Source organism: Ammoniphilus resinae (assembly GCF_017873965.1).
In the GTDB taxonomy this organism is placed as follows: domain Bacteria; phylum Bacillota; class Bacilli; order Aneurinibacillales; family RAOX-1; genus Ammoniphilus_A; species Ammoniphilus_A resinae.
Genome location: NZ_JAGGKT010000002.1, coordinates 32331 through 50607, shown reverse-complemented (window position 1 = coordinate 50607; position 18277 = coordinate 32331). Strand labels below are relative to the sequence as shown.

Here is an 18277-nt window from a genome sequence, read left to right as displayed (position 1 = left end):
AGTAAACTATAAGAGGTATTCGCAGCGGTTGAAAATGTGACGAATAAACCAAAAGTATTCAATAAATCTTTTGTTAAGTATAAAGAATAGGAGAATCAAACATGTATCCTCTAATCCAAGAAAAAGCAACAAATCATCAAAGATTCCTAGAAAGAATCGAGATGTTTTCCTTTCAATTAGAATTTGAAGGCGTTAAATATCATTATGTGTTATATAAACGTTTTGGAAAACCAGCAGGAATTCTAATCATAGACCAATATGGAGAAGTTATTCCTCGCGAGGAGGCAAAACCAATTGTGGCTACTTTCAATTACTATAACAACATTGCAACTGGTGCCACGACAGATCTCGTCCGTGATATGAACAAAGATATTACACCGATGCTCGATTTGGATCGCTTACTTAACGAAAATGCAGCCGAGCTTCTTCATTTAAACGAATACCAAGATGTGAGGAAGATGCTCCGTACAATCATAGAGGGGCAAGATCAGTTAAAAGTCATTTTCGAGCAATTAAAAGCGATCGATATCGCAGGAAGAGAAAATAGAAAACTAGTAACGATGGATGATGTAAAAACATTCATGACATGGAATGACCAATATCAATCCATCTTGTATCGAAATGGTCGGATTCAACAAGAAAACAAAGAGGCAATCGAGCGATTATTGCAGTATGTAAAAGGAAATAAGGCAACTTTTTGCGGAAGTGACCGAATGATCGATGTATTAGAAGCTTTTCTAGCCCCACATGTAGCCCGGACGTTGGAACAGTCTCTTGAAACGTTTGAAAAAGGGATCGATGGAAAAAGAGTCCGGTTTGCTCCTGACCATGAAGGCATCCAGCAAATGCTTGTGCTTTACAAACAGAACACGCAAAAAGAAACAGAAAACATTCTTTATAAGCTGCTACGGAACCCATAGAAGGAAATAAATCTTTTATTTCCTAGGCAAGCGCAAGATATGACTGAATTCACCATATAAAGAAGAGAAATATCAAGAAATAGCACGTAAAGCATCAGTTTTTCATATAAATTGCGCTTGGTTTTCCGACTTTCTGGATAGAACCCCCCCTTCTCTAGGGTCATCAGCAACTCATTTCCTGCTGGCTTTTACAAGCCTGTAGGAGTTGTTTTATAGTTAGTTAATCAACTAATTAAAATATGTGGATCGTTTAAACGTACCCTCCCATTTAAGTCCGGTATAGGGGGAATTTCTGCTAGAATGGATGCACTTTATATGTGAACACCCGGATTCAGACAGGCGCAACATCTTTCCCGCCTCTACCTGTCCGAATAACCTTCAGACTCGATTGCTTTAGGAATTGCTTGTCCCCAAGTCCACCGTCTAATAGATTTCCACCGGTCTGTGTTCTTCGGCGCTCTGATAGGTTGCAAATACCATTTTTAAAGTCACCAGGTTCTGTTCCCCGTCCGTTTGAAACGGCTCCCCTGTGTTCAAGCAATGAATAAAATGCGATTGCAGACGGAAATGGCTCTCAGGCGTATCTGCCAGGGTAGATGGAACGAGAACTTGCTCTACACCGGTTAAATCAGTAAAGGTAATCCTTCCTTCCTTGAACTTTCCAGTGCCATGCAAGGTCACTGTACCTCTGTCACCATCAATAACCATTTGCTCGACCCACTCGTTGCGGATCTCTTCTGCAAGTAGACCTTCGACCTCTTCTCCAGTCGCCCAACTCATATCCATATGACCGTAGAAGTCTTCGTGACTTAGCATCACCACTCCCGTGTCCTCACCAACAATATACGGACTGATCCTCCCAAGCTCTGCATACAACCTCTTCGGTGTTCCGAACAGAAAACGCCAAGTATCAAACCAGTGCGGCCCCATCTCATAAAAAAGCAACTGTGGCATCGTTCGGAAAAAAGGCTGTGGAAGTTCGACATCTGGGGACATTCGCGGCGTATATAAAGATTTGTGATGAAAGCGGACCGCGCGGACCTTTCCCATAACGCCCTTGTCCAACACATTCTTCAACGCTTGATAAGGTTGCAGCCAACGCCAATTTTCGGTAACCATGAGGCGGACACCATGCTCGCGAACCACCCGCACAATCGCACTCGCCTCAGACAATGAAGGGGCAAAGGGCTTTTGGCACATAATATGCTTCCCAGCCTTTGCCGCGATGGTAATTAAACGGAGATGTGTTTCAGGTCCAGTGACGATGTCAACGATATCAATATCCGTTTTCTCCAGCATTTCTTCTAGACTGGTGAAAAGTCTATCCTCAACTATTCCAAATTGCTTCGCTTTATCCACTAGCTTTTCAGGAATCCGATCACATAAGGCGGTAATCTCCACACTTGGAATCCGGCTCCAGGCTTGCAAATGATTGCTCGACCAGAAGCCGGTTCCGACCAAACCTACTTTCCAATTTTTCCTCATCGTTGACTCGTAACCCTGTTCAAAAAGGCCAGCGAACGGGCAAAGGCATCCCGAGAGGCGTTCACATCATATGTAGGATTCGTATCATTAAAGAACGCATGGTTTGCATTCGGATAGACTACAGCCTCTAACGATTTGCCATGCTTTTTCATTTCCTCTTGAAAATCTGGCAGCAGATTCGTAATATTGGGGTCTTGTTCCCCATAAAAGCCAAGGGATCTCACACGGGATATCTTCTATGCCTCTTTGCGGCGGACGTCCGTAAAAAACAATGGAGCCTGCATGCTCAGGGTCCTTCGTGGCCAATAAAGCTGAAAGCAGCCCACCCATGCAAAAACCAACGGATGTCACGGGCATCCCTTTGGTTTCTTCCAGGGAGTGACGAGCATAGGTTGCTGTGTCGGTTAGGATATCAATAAAGCGGGATGATTGAGCCGGACTTAACATTCCAAACAACGCGTTTAATGTTTCCCGAAGGATGTCTTGTTGTTCGGAAGGCTCTTTTAAGATCGCTGCTTCTCTTTCTTGTGGGTTAAACCAGGCTGAATGCGGAAGCGAATGAAGAAAAGTCTTTGCTACTTGAAGGCGGGCTTGATTGAGTTCCTCCGGCCGGACCCCGTTAACGGCAAAGAGATCTGGAGCGATGGCCACATACCCAGCTTCAGCAAACCGCCGAGTGACATCCTCAATATGCTCCTCAACCCCCCAGATCTCCTGAATAATGATCACAATCGGCCGCGGTTCTTGAACAGCTTCCATAGAAGCTATGTAAACACGACAAGTGCCTATCGTTCCAGAAAAGGTTTTCCATTCCGTCTGTACTGGCATAACCACACCTCAATTTATAAGATTTAAACTCGACCATATTTTACCATATTTTTCTTTTCTGGAACTAGAAAACATTCATCGTTTAGAAAATTACCGACCCGAGTACGTCTTTGGCTGTTTTCAGATGCTTTTGCAAAACAAGAACGGCCGCTTCAGGATTTCCCTGTTTTAAATAGTCGACAATTTGTTTATGCTCCTTTTCCGATTTTTCTGCCCAATTTCGATTTGTCAACGAATAATGACGAAAGCGAACAATGGTATCTTGAAGCGAGTCAAGAAACTGCATCATTTTTTGATTTTGCAAAGCCATTATGATGGTGAGATGAAACTCCGAGTTCATCTTTTGAAGCTCAAGTAGATTATTCATTTCGATATGGGTTTGCGCCTGGTGCACGCAGTTCTCTAACTTCTGGATAATATCAACATGCTCTGGTGTGATTCTGCGAAGGGCTTCGGTTTCAACGATTAAACGAATGTCATAGATATCCGCAATTTCCCGGAGTGAAGGGACGGATACGATGACCTTTCGACCGGAAACAATAGAGACTAGATTTTCATTCTCCAGGCTTCTGATCGCTTCACGAACCGGAGTACGACTCATGGATAATTGATTGGCAATCATATTTTCACTCAACATTTGCCCCGGTTTTAGCTCACCATTTAAGATTGCTTTCTTTAAAGTCTGGTAAACGACCTCTCTCAACGGCGTATAGGATGGGAAATCACGAATTGCTTCCAACCTAATTTCATCTTGTATAGCCATGCCTATTCATTCCTTTATGGAGTGTATGTCTGGGGATTCAAACTGTTCTGACTGCGGTTCCCCAAGTAGACACCCTGTTCTTCTAGATTTTTTTGTAGCTTTTGAATGTCCAAATTCGTAATGGAGAGGTTTTCATTGGCTGCCATAGCTGCTGCCACACCCGCACTCTGTCCCATGACGAGACAAGGGGCCATATTACGGGTTGCTCCATGGGCAAACGAAGTGGCTGAGACACATCTCCCTGCAACCAAGATATTGTGAAGACCTTTTGGAACTAACGAACGAAACGGAATATCGAAGGCTCCATCTGCCCCAATTTGATAAAACGCCGCTTGCCCCGTATCGGGATCATGAATATCAACAGGGAAACAAATCTGTCCAATGGTATCTTCGAACTTCCTCCCTTGTTTCACATCATCATCGGTAATTTCATAAAGTCCTTCGATCCTTCTCGTTTCCCGCACACCAGCAAACGCCGAAGGCATGAAATAAGCATTTTGAAAGCCAGGTACATTTTCTTTCAAAAATTGACCGATTCGATAGATTTGCTTGGTTAGATCAACGGCAGCTCGGGATAATGCCAGGGGATCCGTCCCATCAATACCAACCACAGCGGAAGTATTGACATTGATGTTATTTGGCCAAACCGTGTTAAAAAACACCTTATGATCTTTATTGGGGAAGATCTTATTTTTTAGCACAATATCATTCCATTTACTAAACGAACCATTGAAATAAACAGGAATTGGATTCGGATAATCAGCCCGCTTCGCCATGGCAGGTTTGGTGACCGCGATCGCATCGACAATCTCCTGATTATTTGTGCCAAAGCAACGCAAGATCATGGATACGGGCTGCATCTTTCCCGTTTTCCGGTCCCCCTTTATATAGCTTGCGCCTGCAGAAACGGCCACATCGGCATCTCCACTGGCATCGATATAGGTTTTGGCTGTAATGGTTCGGATGCCTCCTTTTAAAGCGACCTGAACACCTGTTATATTTTCTCCTCCCGCATCTACATCCGCTCCAATCACATTCACCCCGAGTATAGTGGTGACTCCAGCTTCATTCAGCATCTCGGTAGAAAGCGTTTTGAACAACTCCCCATCAACCGGCGTGACCGAATGAACAAAACTTCCATAAGGAATATGGCCAACAGCCCCTCCCATTTCAATTAAACGATCCACCATTTCCTGCGCCAATCCAAAGACCACCTGACGACCATAACGAGTGATAAAATTGTGCAAACAAAGACCCGTCGTCGCATTTCCACCCACGAACGGCTTTGATTCAAGTAAAATCGTTTTCGCCCCATTCCGCGCTGCTGCCGTGGCAGCCGCAATCCCAGTCACACCCCCACCAATAACGAGGACATCACAATTCATACTTTTCATTCCCACACCCTCCTTTAATCCATTGGAAAATATACCTGTATACATGTATGGTATTTTTGGTTGTGAGTATTATGAATACTTTTCCGAAAAATAAAATCTAGCTTTACCCTAACTGAAATGTAAGCTATTCTGAAAATATATATGAAGACAGTTAGAAAAGAATAGGACACAAGGAGTGAATAACATGAATCAAGCCTCGAGCTCAAATTTGACGAAGCCTACACCTTTTCAACTAGGCAACACAAAGCTCGGGAAAAATTTACCCGGTATTATTTTTGTCATCTTAATTGCCTATATTGCCAATTCGATGGGGAAAGAATTACCACTCATTGGATCTACTGTCATAGCCATCGCTCTCGGTGTATTGATCAAAAATTACCTTTCGATTCCCGTACAATTTGAACCAGGAATTTCTTACGCGCTAAAGAAAGGGCTAAAATATGCCATCATCTTATTAGGAAGCAGTCTAAGTCTTTTACAAGTTGTGCAAATCGGCAAAGATTCCATGCTCGTTATAGTGGTTGTTGTAACCTTGGGAATTATCCTGACACATTACATCGGGCGCATGCTCGGGCTAAGCGGGAAACTTCCCTTGCTCCTAGGGGTGGGTACTGCAATTTGTGGAGCGACGGCCATTGCGACAGTCTCTCCTATTATGGATTCAAAGGATGAAGAGACAGCCTTTGCCATTACTACGATCTTTATCTTTAATGTTATCGCTGTTATTGCTTATCCTTTGTTGGGACTAGCCTTTGGCATGAGCAATGAAGCATTTGGAATATGGGCAGGTACAGCCATTCAGGATACCTCCTCTGTTGTGGCAGCGGGGTATGCATACAGTGATGAGGCCGGTGGAATTGCCACTGTTGTCAAATTGACTAGAACATTATTTCTTATTCCATTAGCAGTATTGATCGGCGTAATGTACAGCATGAAAAATAAAAAAGAAGCAGAGTCAAAGGGTGGAAAAGTAAATCTGGTAAAGATCTTCCCCTTCTTTATTCTCGGCTTTCTAGCAATGGCTGTATTAAATACGCTAGGCTTTTTTTCAGAACAAGTCGTTACGTTTCTCACTTCCATCTCCAAATTTATGATTTTGATGGCCATGGCTGGGGTTGGCCTGGGTGCAGACTTCAAAAAAATGAAAGTCATTGGAATGCGCCCCATCTATTGCGGGCTTCTTGCTTCGATTATCGTAGGGGTCATCAGTATTTCTCTTATTTATCTAGTGGTATAGATTACTAGCTAATAAATAGGTGAAAAAAGTTCTCTTAACATTTTCCTGCTATTGTTTTGCTTATCCAAAGGATCGAAGAAAAAGGTGATCTTAAGGCTCCGAAGTTGACCTCTTAGGATCACCTCTTTTACCTTCCTCACAATTAGCTCCCTCTGAAGCCCTCGGACTGCTTTCAAACTCGCCACTTCTGTGAGACCCATCACAAAATGGTTTATTATTAAAAAAGCTCAACAGTTCTTGAAGGAGAAATATTTAACTTATTTCCTAGGCAAGCGCAAGACACGACCGGTTTCGTCATGAAAGCGGAAAAGCTGCAAGTTTTAACGTGTCAGTTGCATAGTTACTAAGTCCGCGGAGTTAGTTAATCAACTAATTAAAAAATCACCTTAAATAGGATATAATTACTCATAAAATGTTGTTCTTAGTCTGCTTGACTCTATTTTGAAAATAATAATATATAAAACAGCTCACGGAGGTACTCGTGCAAAATTTCAACGAGATCATAGCAAAACAGCGCCGTTTCTTTCTGCAGGGGAAAACCAAAGAAGTTTTCTTCCGCATCAAGGCACTCCACTCTCTGGACCAAATGATCAGATCACACGAAAAAGAACTGACGGCTGCGCTGAAAAAAGATTTAAACAAAAGCGAGTTTGAATCATACATGACAGAGATCGGGTCACTATTAGAGGAAATCCGTTTTATGCGAAAGCATATCAAAAAATGGGCCAAACCAAGGAAGGTCAAATCGACAATCTTTTTAATCGGATCCAAAAGCTATATTTACCCTGAGCCCTATGGAGTGGCTCTGATTATCTCCCCCTGGAACTACCCCTTTCAGCTATCGATCGCGCCGTTGATTGGAGCGATTGCTGCGGGCAATTGTGCAGTGCTAAAGCCTTCCGAGTTCACTCCCGAAACCTCGCAACTGCTGGCAGAACTGATTGCGAAAACTTTTCCGGAAGAATATATCACGGTTGTTCAAGGTGAAGGGGAAACCAGCCAAGCACTCTTGGAGGAAAAATGGGACTATCTCTTTTTTACAGGCAGCGTGTCCGTCGGGAAAAAGATCATGGAAGCAGCGGCCAAACACCTGACTCCTGTTACCCTTGAACTGGGCGGGAAAAGTCCTTGCATTATCCACCATGATGCCAACTTAAAACTAGCAGCCAAACGCATCGCTTGGGGAAAGTTTCTCAATGCAGGACAAACTTGCGTTGCACCTGATTATTTATATGTTCATCATACGGTTATGGATAAGTTTCTTCATTTATTAACGGAAGCGATAAAAGAACTCTATACAGATCATGTATTGGAAAGCGGCACTTTCACAAAAATCGTGAGTGAGCGACACTTTCAGCGGTTAGTGAAATTTCTAGCGGATGGGATCGTCGCTTATGGTGGAAAACATGACCGGCAATCTCTAATCGTCGAACCAACGATTTTAAACAACGTCACATGGGAAGACAGTGTGATGCAGGAAGAAATTTTCGGTCCAATACTCCCTGTATTGACCTACGATCACGACCACCTGGTCATAGAGGAGATCAACAAACACCCGAAGCCCTTGGCCCTTTACATTTTTTCTGAAAACCAAGCATTCCAAGATACCATTATCCAGCAGGTCTCTTTTGGTGGAGGATGTATTAACGATACGATTTTCCACCTCAGCTCCCCTTATCTTCCCTTTGGTGGCGTGGGAGAAAGCGGGATGGGGGCTTATCACGGAAAAGGAAGTTTTGATGTGTTTTCTCATGTGAAGAGCATTCTTAAACAAACGACAGCATTTGATCTGCCTTTCCGATATCCCCATAAAAAAAATGCTTTGCAGCACATCAAACGGTTTCTCAAGTAAAGCCGGTTCTTTTGCTTGCCCATTGACTATCACTCGTGGAGGGATTTTTTGGAGGGGAACTTTTATAAGTTAAAAGAATTGCAGGGTGGATAGATTTATAATCATCCACCCTTTTCATCTCGAATGGTTCTTAACACAGCTCTCACTGGACTGCCATCCGCCTCTGCCAAAGCCAATGGGAGGGCAATGAGCTCATAGGCTCCAGGCTGTACGTGCTCAAGGACGATCCCCTCTAAAATGGCAATGCCATAAGCAGATAATTGGTGATGTGCCGATAATTCCTTGCTGTCCAACGGGTCAACAGATGGAAGGTCTACTCCAACTAAACGGATCCCCCTATCCGCCAAGTAACCAGCAAGTTGTGGTTCCAAGAAAGGGATTTCACTGGGGAAAACCCTTCGATCTGTCCATGCGTCCGTACGAATTAACAGTCGAGTAATGCCCTGTAAGTCAATTCCGTCCAACTCTTTGGGACCGATGCTATTCGTTTTGGGCAGATGGATGACAAGCGCGTCCCCTACATAGACATCTAAATCAAGTTGGATAACCCTTTGGCCTTCGTCATTAAAGTGAAAAGGTGCATCAATATGGGTTCCCGTATGGGTACTCATTTGGATTTGTCCAACATTCACCGAACCACTATCTTGGGTCGTCCAGGTTAAATCGTATGAAAAAGGGGTATCCCCCGGCCAAACCACCGTTCTATGATCAAGCGGCTGTGAAATATCAATGATTTTTTTCAATGGAAATCCCCCTCTCTTTTTATTTTAATCATAATTGCGTTCGTAAACTCCATAACTCAGGGAAAAATCGCTGATCCAATACTCGCTTTAAATAAGGAACCCCTGATGAGCCGCCCGTTCCCGGTTTGTGGCCGATAATCCGTTCCACTGTATTCATGTGGTTAAAACGCCATTGTTGGTGGTTACTAGCAATATCTACTAGTTTTTCCGCCAACTCATATAAATCCCAGTACTGATTCACATCCCGATAAACCTCAAGCCATGCTGCCTCAACACTTTTCTGGGGCTGATAATTCTCCGACCAATCGCGCTGCAGCGATGGCTGATCGATGGCCAGCCCACGTTTCGCCATCGCCTGAATGGCTAGATCATAGATACTCGGTTCGTTTAATGCCTGCTTCAGTTTTTGAGAAAGCTCAGGTTTATGTTTGTAAACAGAGAGAACGTCTGCATTTTTAGCGCCCATCGCAAATTCAATTAATCGGTTTTGATAGGATTGAAATCCGGAGGAATGCCCCAATTTATCTCGGAATTGAACATATTCAGCCGGAGTAAGCGTAGATAACACATCCCAAGACTGGATTAATTGCTGCTGGATTCTACTGACTCTAGACAACATTTTGAATGCCGGCTCCAAGTCATTCTGACGAATGCTGTCCATTGCCGCTTGAAGCTCGTGGAGAATCAGTTTCATCCATAATTCACTGACTTGATGGATAATAATAAATAGCATTTCATCATGATGGTTAGAGACCCTCGTTTGACTGGATAAGATCGCCTGCAGCTGCAGATAATCCCCGTACGACATTTCCTTTTCAAAATTGGTATGTATTCGATTCTCTTGATCCGGGGAGTTCCGATTGCTATCATTCATCTTCCCTTTCCCCCTTTTCGTTAGGCTACGACATCGCGATCTTTGGAAAACTTCTCATACTGCTTTTCCACCATAATCGTTTTCAAAATCTGCACGACCTGCCAAATGTCCGAATAGGAGTTATATAGCGCTACAGGAGCAAGACGGATTATATTGGGGGAACGAAAATCCGGAATGACACGGTTAACTTTTAATGCTTTCGTTATCCGAACAGCTTCATCATGCTCTAGACAGACATGACCTCCCCGGCAATGGTCTTCCAGCGGATTCCCGATCGTAAAGCTGTACTCTCCCAATTCATGATGGATCAAATCCATCAAGTACTGGGTTAATTGCAAGGATTTTTTGCGGATATTCTCAATTCCAGCCTCCATAAACATGTCGAGGGAGCCAATCAAGGGAGCCAAACTTAAGATATGGGGTGTTCCGATTTGGTAGGCCCCTGCAGAATCCGCTGGATGGAACAAGAACTCCATGTCGAATTGCTTCTCCTTTTTTGATCCAAACCAACCGGCGAGACCGGGGCGATTCCCCAGGTGTTTTCGATTGACATACAACCCAGCTACACAGCCGGGGCCCCCGTTTAAATATTTATAGTTGCACCAGAAAGCAAAGTCAACATTCCATTTACTAAATTCATGTGCAACCGCGCCTACGGAATGACATGCGTCGAACCCGATGAGGATCCCCCTTTTATGCGCCTCTGTTGTCAGTTTTTCTATATCGAGCAATTGCCCGCTGCGGTAAAGAACGGTTGGCAAAATAATAAGGGCGACCTCCTCACTCATCGCTGCAACGAGATCATCCTCCGCTAACATCCTCCCATCCCTGCTTTGGACTTGCATCAAGTGTTCCTCTAGCGAAAGCCCGCGAAGGGATAATTGGCTCTGTAAAGCGTAGATATCGGAGGGAAAGGTAAGGGCATCTGCTAAAATTTTGGTGCGTTTTCCCTCGGGCTTATAAAAGGTGGAAACTAACTGGTGTAAATTGACCGTTGTAGAGCCTGTTAGAATCACTTCCTGTGGCTCAGCACCAATAAAGAGTGCTAGCTTTTCTCCTAATTGCTCCGATAGATAGAACCAAGGATGGCGCCCATGAGTCCACCCGTCAATCCCCCATTCTTTCCAGTCCTCCAGGCACGCCAGCAAGGACTTTTCCGCTCGCTTAGATAAGAGGCCTAACGAATTTCCATCCAGATAAATAGTATTCGGCCGAAGATAAAACTCCATGCGGTATCGACGAAGCGGGTCGCGCCCATCAAGATCCTCCGCATAATCCTTCGTCCACTGAACCGAACCTGACATCCTAAGCCCCCTTTTCTATTTTAGCATCTCAATAGAAGATATGCCCTTGGACACCACCCCATACATCTGATGGTATAGATCCTGCTAAGTAAACATTTGATTATTGACCGATGGGATGAATGGGAGTATCCTAATCAAGTTACTATTTTAAAGAAAGAAGGGTCTTGTCAGGCATGAAATGGTTTTTGAGAATGGCTGCACTCATCTTAATTTGGAGTTTATCCTGGTCCATTTACAAAGTCACCTTAAACTATACTCCTCCCCTCCTTTTTTCAGCCATGCGTTGTTTAATTGGCGGGGTATTTCTAACGCTGTTTATTTGGAAGACTCGAAACCGGATTAAATGGCGAAAAAACTGGATCATCTATCTGAATGCCGGCATATTAAATATGGCTTTATTTTTTGGTTTTCAGACTGCAGGGTTAAATCTCGTACCATCTGGACTTTTTTCCGTTATCGTTTATTTTCAGCCGATTTTAGTGGGATTCTTTTCCTGGTTATGGATTGGTGAAATCATGACCATAAGCAAAGTGGTTGGTCTAATCCTTGGTTTTATTGGGGTGATCTCGGTAAGTGCAGAAGGATTCTCCGGTAACATTTCCGTCTTCGGTGTGATACTCGGACTATTATCCGCCTTATCCTGGGCGCTGGGAACCATTTACGTGAAGAAGAACGCAAATCAAGTGGATTCCTTATGGATGGTTGCCCTTCAATGTTTGATTGGAGGAATTTTCCTATCCGGAGCGAGCTTATTCACTGAGAGTTGGACAAGCATTACCTGGAATGGCACCTATTTATTTGGACTTGCCTTCGGTTCGATATTTGGGATCACGATCTCTTGGATCCTCTACGTGTGGTTGGTTAAAACAGGAGATCCAAGTGTTGTGGCCACTTATACCTTTTCAGTGCCGTTGCTTGCGGTCATGATTGGAACCCTCATTTTGGGCGAACCCTTCACGATCTATTTATTATTAGGCATTGTCTTGATCGTGGCAAGTATCTACTTAGTCAACAAGAAACCAGTACCCATTCGCGAAAACGAGTCCACCGAATATCAAAGTGCATAACATTAGTATTAAATGAAAGAAGAACCCTTCGATAGTCGTCGTTGGGTTCTTTCTTTTTATGACTCCGTGGTCACAATTAATCAGAATATATACATTAAAATTCCAGCGTCTTCATCATCTTGAAATTATTTAATTGTACACCCCTGCGTTCCACAGTCTGAGAATGAATTGTACGATACCCGTGACGTTCAAAAAATGGTTTGGCTGTTATACTAGCATCAGTATAAATTTCTAAAATCCTAAGCTTTCTTGCTTCAGACTCAAGGATATTTAACAAATTTGAAGCTATTCCTTGGCCCTGAAAATCTTTGTGGATAAAAAGACGATCAAGGTACCCATCATAAGTCATATCACTGAAACCGACAATAACACCCTTTATTTCAGCGACATAGGCGATGTTGTTATTCATAGAATCTTTCCAACTTACCATTTTAATCCGTTTTTCATCTGTTGGTGCCCAAGCATGGAGCTGCTCTTGCGTGTAATCTTGGGCGTTTATAGAATGGACCGTTTCATAGAACAGCGATACAATCTGACCAATATCCGAATCAATGAATCTTCGAACCTCCAAGAGTCTTTGACCTCCTACGATTTTATCTCATCGGGGTTATGATGACCAAAGTCCCCTTTGAATATTGCCGAAAACGGTCATCATCGGGGCTATGATGACCAAAGTTCCCTTTGGATATTGCGAGAATGGTCATCATTGGGGTTATGATGACCAAAGTTCCCTTTGAATATTGCGAGAATGGTCATCATCGGGGTTATGATGACCAAAGTTCCCTTTGGATATTGCGAGAATGGTCATCATCGGGGTTATGATGACCAAAGTTTTCTTTGGATATTGTGAGAATGGTCATCATCGGGGCTATGATGACCAAAGTTCCCTTTGGATATTGTGAGAATGGTCATCATCGGGGCTATGACTCTAAAGCCCCTATCATACCCCCTTCAGTTTGTATTAACGTTTGTTTACTCTTTTTATACTCCCCACATGCGAAAAGATACAAGTGGATAATTCCCATAACGAATAGAGACTTCGCGTTCGAATAATGTCATACGCTCGATCGTCCGATTGTTTTTGAGTTTTCCTCCATCAATCACACGGAATGAGATTCCGGAGAGCATTTCCATGACTTTGTTTTTCACTTCTTCATCATCACTTGTGATATAGACATCACTCTGTAGGCCATCATGAACAGGTTGATCAAACACTTTAAAATGCACTACAATTTTAGCTTAGGCAATACTTTCTGTAACTCTACTGCAGCAGACGTTCCCCAATCCAAAGTAAAATCATTAAAGTCAAGAGTAATGGGATTGACGATATCAACCAGTACTTTTCCTTTTAATTTGTTTCTATTTTCTTCTGCCCAAGGAATAAGATCGCGGAACCAAAACGTATGAATAATCACATCGGCATCCAGACCGAGCTCATAATCTACTGGTATTACGTCAACTTTAAGTTCATCTACAAGATCTATCACTTTTTCCCGATTGCGGGAAACCCACTTGATCCCTTGATGAAGTGGAGAAAGTGTTTTAATCAATCCCCTCCCCATGCTTCCTGTCCCTAATATAGTAATATTCATCCTAATCACCTCATGGTTGAATTGTAACAGCGATATCCGTGACAGGGAATTTACGTTTGCTTTTATGGGTATAAGTCTTGCTTATATCTTCCAAGAAAAAAAGCTTTCCATAGTCACCCTTTCGGGCGATTATAAAAAGCTAATCTGATTAGAAACAATCCATCGCATTCGCTTAAAATTTCTCTGTGAACTGTTTGATAATACCATCTTTTTTTCACATTCATCTGCTCCTCTGTACGTTTGGAATAGTCCAGGCTGTTTTTATCGTGAGTAGAATATCCAATTTTATACAGGGGGTATTATCGTGTAGCGATATAGAGACGAGGTTTCTCTGTTTCCTGAAAACAGTACTCCCTTTACATCCAAAAAGGACCAGGCAACTGAACCATCAATTGAGAAAACATGAGTTGGATCCCACCACTAATAACAAGTCCACTGACAATCCGGACCCACCACGGCTTTTTCTTGGGCTGAATAAATGTTTCAAAACCAATTGTAAAAAGAAACATAGCTCCAAAGAATCCAATAATCTCCATAAGCGTTAAAGTAATGAGTAATATTACAAAAAACGTACTAACCTTTTTGACATTGTTGAAGATACTCTTTGACCCGTTATAAGTTTCTTTGAAGTTATTCCATAAAATAATAAGAGCCAATACAAATATAACTATACCTAATGACATAGGAAAAAATCCTGGCCCAATTTCACCATATTGTCCTTTAATCCCAACACCGACACTAGAAATGGCAGCGATTAGACCGATCAAACCGATTAGTAATGTAACAATGATATTACTCATTTTAATACGCGTCTGCTTGTTCCCATATTGGGACATCGTTATCACCTCGTATCAAATTCTAGAATAGAGCTTGAGTTTTCCTGTATAACAAAAACCCAAGCTCAAAATTTTACATTCTACTTTTTCGTTGCTGCCAAAACTTCTTTAACTAAATCATAGTCCTCTTTCACTTTATTCTTTACTTCGTCCCCTTCCAAATAATCAATTGTCATATTCAACTTTTTGGCCATAGAAATAAATGACTCGTCCTCTATTGTTTGTTTCAACGCACTTATCAGCTTATCTTTTATTTCCTTCGGGGTTCCTTTCGGTACAGCAATAGCAATATTATTGTTTAACGCCGCTTCGATTCCTTGTTCCTTTAAAGTTAGAACATCTGGAACATTGGGGTCTCTTGTATCCGCATTCACAGCAAGAATTTTTAATTGTCCACTATCGAGTGCGGGTTTACCACTTACAACAGAAGACACAAACCCATCCACATGTCCACCAACTGCGGCAATTTGGGCTTCTCCACCAGAATTAAAGGGCATAGGTACGATCTCTACCCCTTCCGCTCTATTGATTGACCGAATAATGAATTCATCAATTCCACCGGTTCCTGATGTGCCTAGTTGAACTTTTCCAGGATTGGCCCTTGCATGTTCAATCAGTTCTTCCATGGTATTCCATTCTTTTTGGCTGTTTACAAACACGGCATCGCGACTATTTGTAATTCGAACAAGAAACTCAAAATCAGTAAATGGATCATACTTCACTTGACGTACGTTTGGAACAACGGTTGAAGGGCTGTTTCCACTAATGATCATGTTATATCCATCCGGTTTTTCTTTTAAAAAGTCGGTATGGGCTACTTCCCCCGATGCCCCAGGCTTATTCACAACAATCACTGCTTGACCTAAATACTTAGGTACCGTCGCAGCTATAGCACGGGCGGCAAGATCCGCACTTCCACCCGGACCAAATGGTACGATTAAATTGACGGGTCCATTGGGAAACGTGTCCTTCGGAGCGGTTTCCACTGGTGCTGGAGCTTCCTTTGGAGGAGTAGCTGCTGTTGTTGTGCTTTGGTTGGAAGTGTTCTGCGTTGAACAACCCACAATGGCCATCATTGAAGCGAGTACGAGAGACATGACAAACCCTGCTTTTTTGTGTTTTCTCATCACAAATCCTCCTTAAATTTTAATATAGTTAATAGGAATCCCCATCTAACTATCAAACTCGCTCAAATATAGAGACATCTTAGGTAATAGTCCTTTTCCTCATTTTCTTGTAAACACGAGGAGCAAAAACCATAATTACGGCAGTAGCTAAAAAGAATGCCGAAATAGGATGCGTTAAGAAAATAGTGAAATCTCCTTGCGACATAATCAACCCTTGCCTAAAACTCATCTCCCCAATACTGCCTAATACAATCCCCAGAATTAGAGGGACTAAAGGATAATTTTGGATCTCCAAGACGTATCCGACGATAGCGAAAACCAACATAAGCCAAACATCAACCATGGAGTTTTGAAGAGTATATACGCCTGCCACACTTAAGGTAACGACAATAGGAGCAATAAATGGCTGACATCGATTGACTACCCATACAAAGAAAGGAATGGTTACGGTATTTAAAACTAGCAACATGACATTTCCAAGAAACATGCTGGCAATAAGAGTCCAGGCCACTTCTGGGTGGCGTTCAAACAACAAAGGGCCTGGCTGGAGTCCGTACATCAAGAAACCCGCCATAAGAACGGCTGTTGTTGTCGAACCCGGGATACCTAAGCTCATCAAGGGAACCATGGACCCGGCTGTACTGCTGTTATTTGCTGATTCCGCCCCTACCAAACCATCCATGGCGCCATTGCCAAACTTTTCCGGATGCTTGGAGAATCTCTTCTCAGTTGCATAAGCCAAAAAACTCGAGATCGTGGCCCCTACACCTGGAAGAATGCCGCAAAAGAATCCAATGATCGTACCTCTGGTTGTTGGCATGGCTGCATCTTTCAGGTCCTTTGCTTTGGGTACGATAGAACCTATTTTAGTAGGGAAATCCATAGTGTCCGAAAGTTGGTCTAATTCGGTGACTAAATTTGCGATAGCAAAAAATCCGATAATTACCGGCAGAAATTCAATCCCTGCAATGAGGAGCCTGGAATCAAACGTTAATCTCATCACTCCCTCAATAGGGTCTTGACCTATGGTTGAAATCAATAATCCAAGAGCTATCATAATTAAACTTTTCGGAATTGAAGATCCTCCTAGCCCAGAAACCAGTGACATTGAAAGAAGGATTAAAGAAAACATCTCAACAGGTCCAAGCACTGCCGCCATTTTTGCAAGCGTGGGAGCAAAAATGGTCAATGCCACTACACCTACCGTTCCTGCAACAAAGGACCCAATCGCTGCAAGACTTAGAGCTAAACCACCTTTTCCCTGTTGATACAGCGGATAACCTTCAATCGAAGTCATAATTGAAGCTGTTTCACCAGGTGTTCTCAACAAGACCGAAGTAATGGTTCCTCCATACATAGACCCATAAAAAATTCCTGCCAGCATAACCAACCCATCACCTGCTGACCCTATACTAAAAGCAACTGGAAGGAGGATGGCAGTTGCTGCCGATGCGCCTACTCCTGGCAGTGCCCCGATTAGGGTCCCTACAGTTACGCCAATCAGTATAAAAAGTATGGTACTGGGATTCATAAGGTGTACAAACCCGTCAAGTAGACCACTCATGATTCCTTCGATCATCTATCTTCCTCCTTTCTTCTGGATCTCGCTGCACATGTTAGGCTTTTCTATTTGCCGCTAACAATCGATCAATGTATTGCTGAGCTGATTCTCGACTTGTTAAAATTCGTTCTTCTCGTTCCATATCTTGTTTTAATTTTTCCTGTGCCTTTTTCAGTACGTCTTCTTCCAAACCACGCGGGATGACCACGACACCATCTGCATCTCCATGGATGATATCTCCCGGTTGAATGACGGTTGCTCCACAAGAAATCGGAACGTTAATTTCACCAGCCCCATACTTTTTGCTGGCTGCTGTACAGACGCCCCTAGCAAAAACAGGATAGTTCATTTCTTTCATTGCTAACACATCGCGAACTACCCCATCGATTACAACACCAGCGAGGCCCAATTTTTGTGCCAACTTCAGGTTAAAGTCACCACAAGAGGCGCTGTCCATATAACTCTTAGCGTCGATGACCAAAACATCTCCTGGGTTGGCTTCCCTCATCGCTTTCAGCACTAACAGATTATCTCCCGGCGAGATTTTGACAGTTACAGCTCTACCAACTACCTTCAATTGTTCATCCAAAGGTTTAATAGTAGAATCCAAACTATTCTGACCATTTAGTGCGTCAGATACACAGGTCGTTGGAATCTCCTTCAATTGATCGATGATATTCATTTTTTCCTCCTT

At 42.9% G+C, this 18277-nt stretch carries 19 protein-coding genes; 4 read left to right on the top strand and 15 right to left on the bottom strand.

All coding sequences use genetic code 11. The annotated features are described in order from the left end of the window. The first annotated feature begins 101 nt into the window (after positions 1-101). On the top strand, positions 102-920 hold the full coding sequence (locus J2Z37_RS04200) for a hypothetical protein (RefSeq protein WP_209808979.1): 819 nt from the start codon (positions 102-104) through the stop codon (positions 918-920). Between the two features lie 423 nt (positions 921-1343). On the opposite strand, the gene J2Z37_RS04195 is transcribed toward J2Z37_RS04200, so the two are convergent. From J2Z37_RS04195 to J2Z37_RS04180, 5 genes are all read right to left on the bottom strand, one after another. Further along, on the bottom strand, positions 1344-2405 hold the full coding sequence (locus J2Z37_RS04195) for a Gfo/Idh/MocA family protein (RefSeq protein ID WP_209808978.1): 1062 nt from the start codon (positions 2403-2405) through the stop codon (positions 1344-1346). Beyond that, positions 2402-2578 (bottom strand): dienelactone hydrolase family protein, encoded by a 177-nt coding sequence (locus tag J2Z37_RS25710; RefSeq protein WP_280922168.1) that lies wholly within the window; start codon positions 2576-2578, stop codon positions 2402-2404. Before J2Z37_RS25710 ends, J2Z37_RS04195 begins: the two co-directional genes overlap by 4 nt. Then, positions 2493-3233 carry a dienelactone hydrolase family protein gene (locus tag J2Z37_RS04190; RefSeq protein ID WP_280922154.1) on the bottom strand — a complete coding sequence of 247 codons (741 nt, stop codon included), beginning with the start codon at positions 3231-3233 and terminating at the stop codon, positions 2493-2495. The genes J2Z37_RS25710 and J2Z37_RS04190 overlap by 86 nt, the downstream gene beginning before the upstream one ends. Before the next feature lie 82 nt (positions 3234-3315). After that, the gene (locus J2Z37_RS04185; RefSeq protein ID WP_209808977.1) at positions 3316-3996 is read right to left on the bottom strand and encodes a GntR family transcriptional regulator; all 681 of its coding nucleotides are present in this window, start codon (positions 3994-3996) and stop codon (positions 3316-3318) included. 14 nt (positions 3997-4010) lie between these two features. Then, complete coding sequence (locus tag J2Z37_RS04180; protein WP_209808976.1) at positions 4011-5390, bottom strand: FAD-dependent oxidoreductase; 1380 nt, start codon at positions 5388-5390, stop codon at positions 4011-4013. Between the two features lie 184 nt (positions 5391-5574). Here J2Z37_RS04180 and J2Z37_RS04175 point away from each other — a divergent pair, with 184 nt between their 5' ends. Together J2Z37_RS04175 and J2Z37_RS04170 are read left to right on the top strand one after the other, a co-directional pair. After that, positions 5575-6627, top strand: coding sequence for a YeiH family protein (locus tag J2Z37_RS04175; protein ID WP_209808975.1), 1053 nt, complete (start codon positions 5575-5577; stop codon positions 6625-6627). A gap of 481 nt (positions 6628-7108) precedes the next feature. Next, complete coding sequence (locus J2Z37_RS04170) at positions 7109-8479, top strand: aldehyde dehydrogenase (protein WP_209808974.1); 1371 nt, start codon at positions 7109-7111, stop codon at positions 8477-8479. A gap of 101 nt (positions 8480-8580) precedes the next feature. On the opposite strand, the gene kynB is transcribed toward J2Z37_RS04170, so the two are convergent. Genes kynB through kynU form a run of 3 tightly spaced genes read right to left on the bottom strand, consistent with a single transcriptional unit; the run spans position 8581 to position 11400 of the window. Further along, positions 8581-9222, bottom strand: coding sequence for an arylformamidase (kynB, locus tag J2Z37_RS04165; protein ID WP_209808973.1), 642 nt, complete (start codon positions 9220-9222; stop codon positions 8581-8583). Between the two features lie 28 nt (positions 9223-9250). Continuing rightward, a complete protein-coding gene (kynA, locus tag J2Z37_RS04160) occupies positions 9251-10096 on the bottom strand; it encodes a tryptophan 2,3-dioxygenase (RefSeq protein ID WP_209808972.1) in 846 nt (281 codons plus the stop codon). 20 nt (positions 10097-10116) lie between these two features. Next, the gene (gene kynU / locus J2Z37_RS04155) at positions 10117-11400 is read right to left on the bottom strand and encodes a kynureninase (RefSeq protein ID WP_209808971.1); all 1284 of its coding nucleotides are present in this window, start codon (positions 11398-11400) and stop codon (positions 10117-10119) included. A 173-nt stretch (positions 11401-11573) separates the two neighbouring features. Between kynU and J2Z37_RS04150 the strand changes: the two genes are divergently transcribed. Beyond that, complete coding sequence (locus J2Z37_RS04150) at positions 11574-12467, top strand: DMT family transporter (protein WP_209808970.1); 894 nt, start codon at positions 11574-11576, stop codon at positions 12465-12467. A gap of 94 nt (positions 12468-12561) precedes the next feature. On the opposite strand, the gene J2Z37_RS04145 is transcribed toward J2Z37_RS04150, so the two are convergent. The 7 genes from J2Z37_RS04145 to J2Z37_RS04115 all read right to left on the bottom strand — a co-directional run bounded on the left by J2Z37_RS04145 (position 12562) and on the right by J2Z37_RS04115 (position 18265). Next, the gene (locus J2Z37_RS04145) at positions 12562-13038 is read right to left on the bottom strand and encodes a GNAT family N-acetyltransferase (protein ID WP_209808969.1); all 477 of its coding nucleotides are present in this window, start codon (positions 13036-13038) and stop codon (positions 12562-12564) included. Between the two features lie 410 nt (positions 13039-13448). Beyond that, on the bottom strand, positions 13449-13682 hold the full coding sequence (locus J2Z37_RS04140) for a hypothetical protein (RefSeq protein WP_209808968.1): 234 nt from the start codon (positions 13680-13682) through the stop codon (positions 13449-13451). A gap of 11 nt (positions 13683-13693) precedes the next feature. Further along, positions 13694-14059, bottom strand: a complete 366-nt coding sequence (locus tag J2Z37_RS04135; protein WP_209808967.1) for an NAD(P)-binding domain-containing protein — start codon at positions 14057-14059, stop codon at positions 13694-13696. Between the two features lie 356 nt (positions 14060-14415). Beyond that, on the bottom strand, positions 14416-14895 hold the full coding sequence (locus J2Z37_RS04130) for a tripartite tricarboxylate transporter TctB family protein (RefSeq protein ID WP_209808966.1): 480 nt from the start codon (positions 14893-14895) through the stop codon (positions 14416-14418). A gap of 80 nt (positions 14896-14975) precedes the next feature. After that, positions 14976-16022, bottom strand: coding sequence for a tripartite tricarboxylate transporter substrate binding protein (locus J2Z37_RS04125; protein WP_209808965.1), 1047 nt, complete (start codon positions 16020-16022; stop codon positions 14976-14978). A 79-nt stretch (positions 16023-16101) separates the two neighbouring features. Then, positions 16102-17601, bottom strand: a complete 1500-nt coding sequence (locus J2Z37_RS04120) for a tripartite tricarboxylate transporter permease (protein WP_209808964.1) — start codon at positions 17599-17601, stop codon at positions 16102-16104. Between the two features lie 37 nt (positions 17602-17638). After that, a complete protein-coding gene (locus tag J2Z37_RS04115; RefSeq protein ID WP_209808963.1) occupies positions 17639-18265 on the bottom strand; it encodes an RraA family protein in 627 nt (208 codons plus the stop codon). Between the last annotated feature and the right edge of the window lie 12 nt (positions 18266-18277).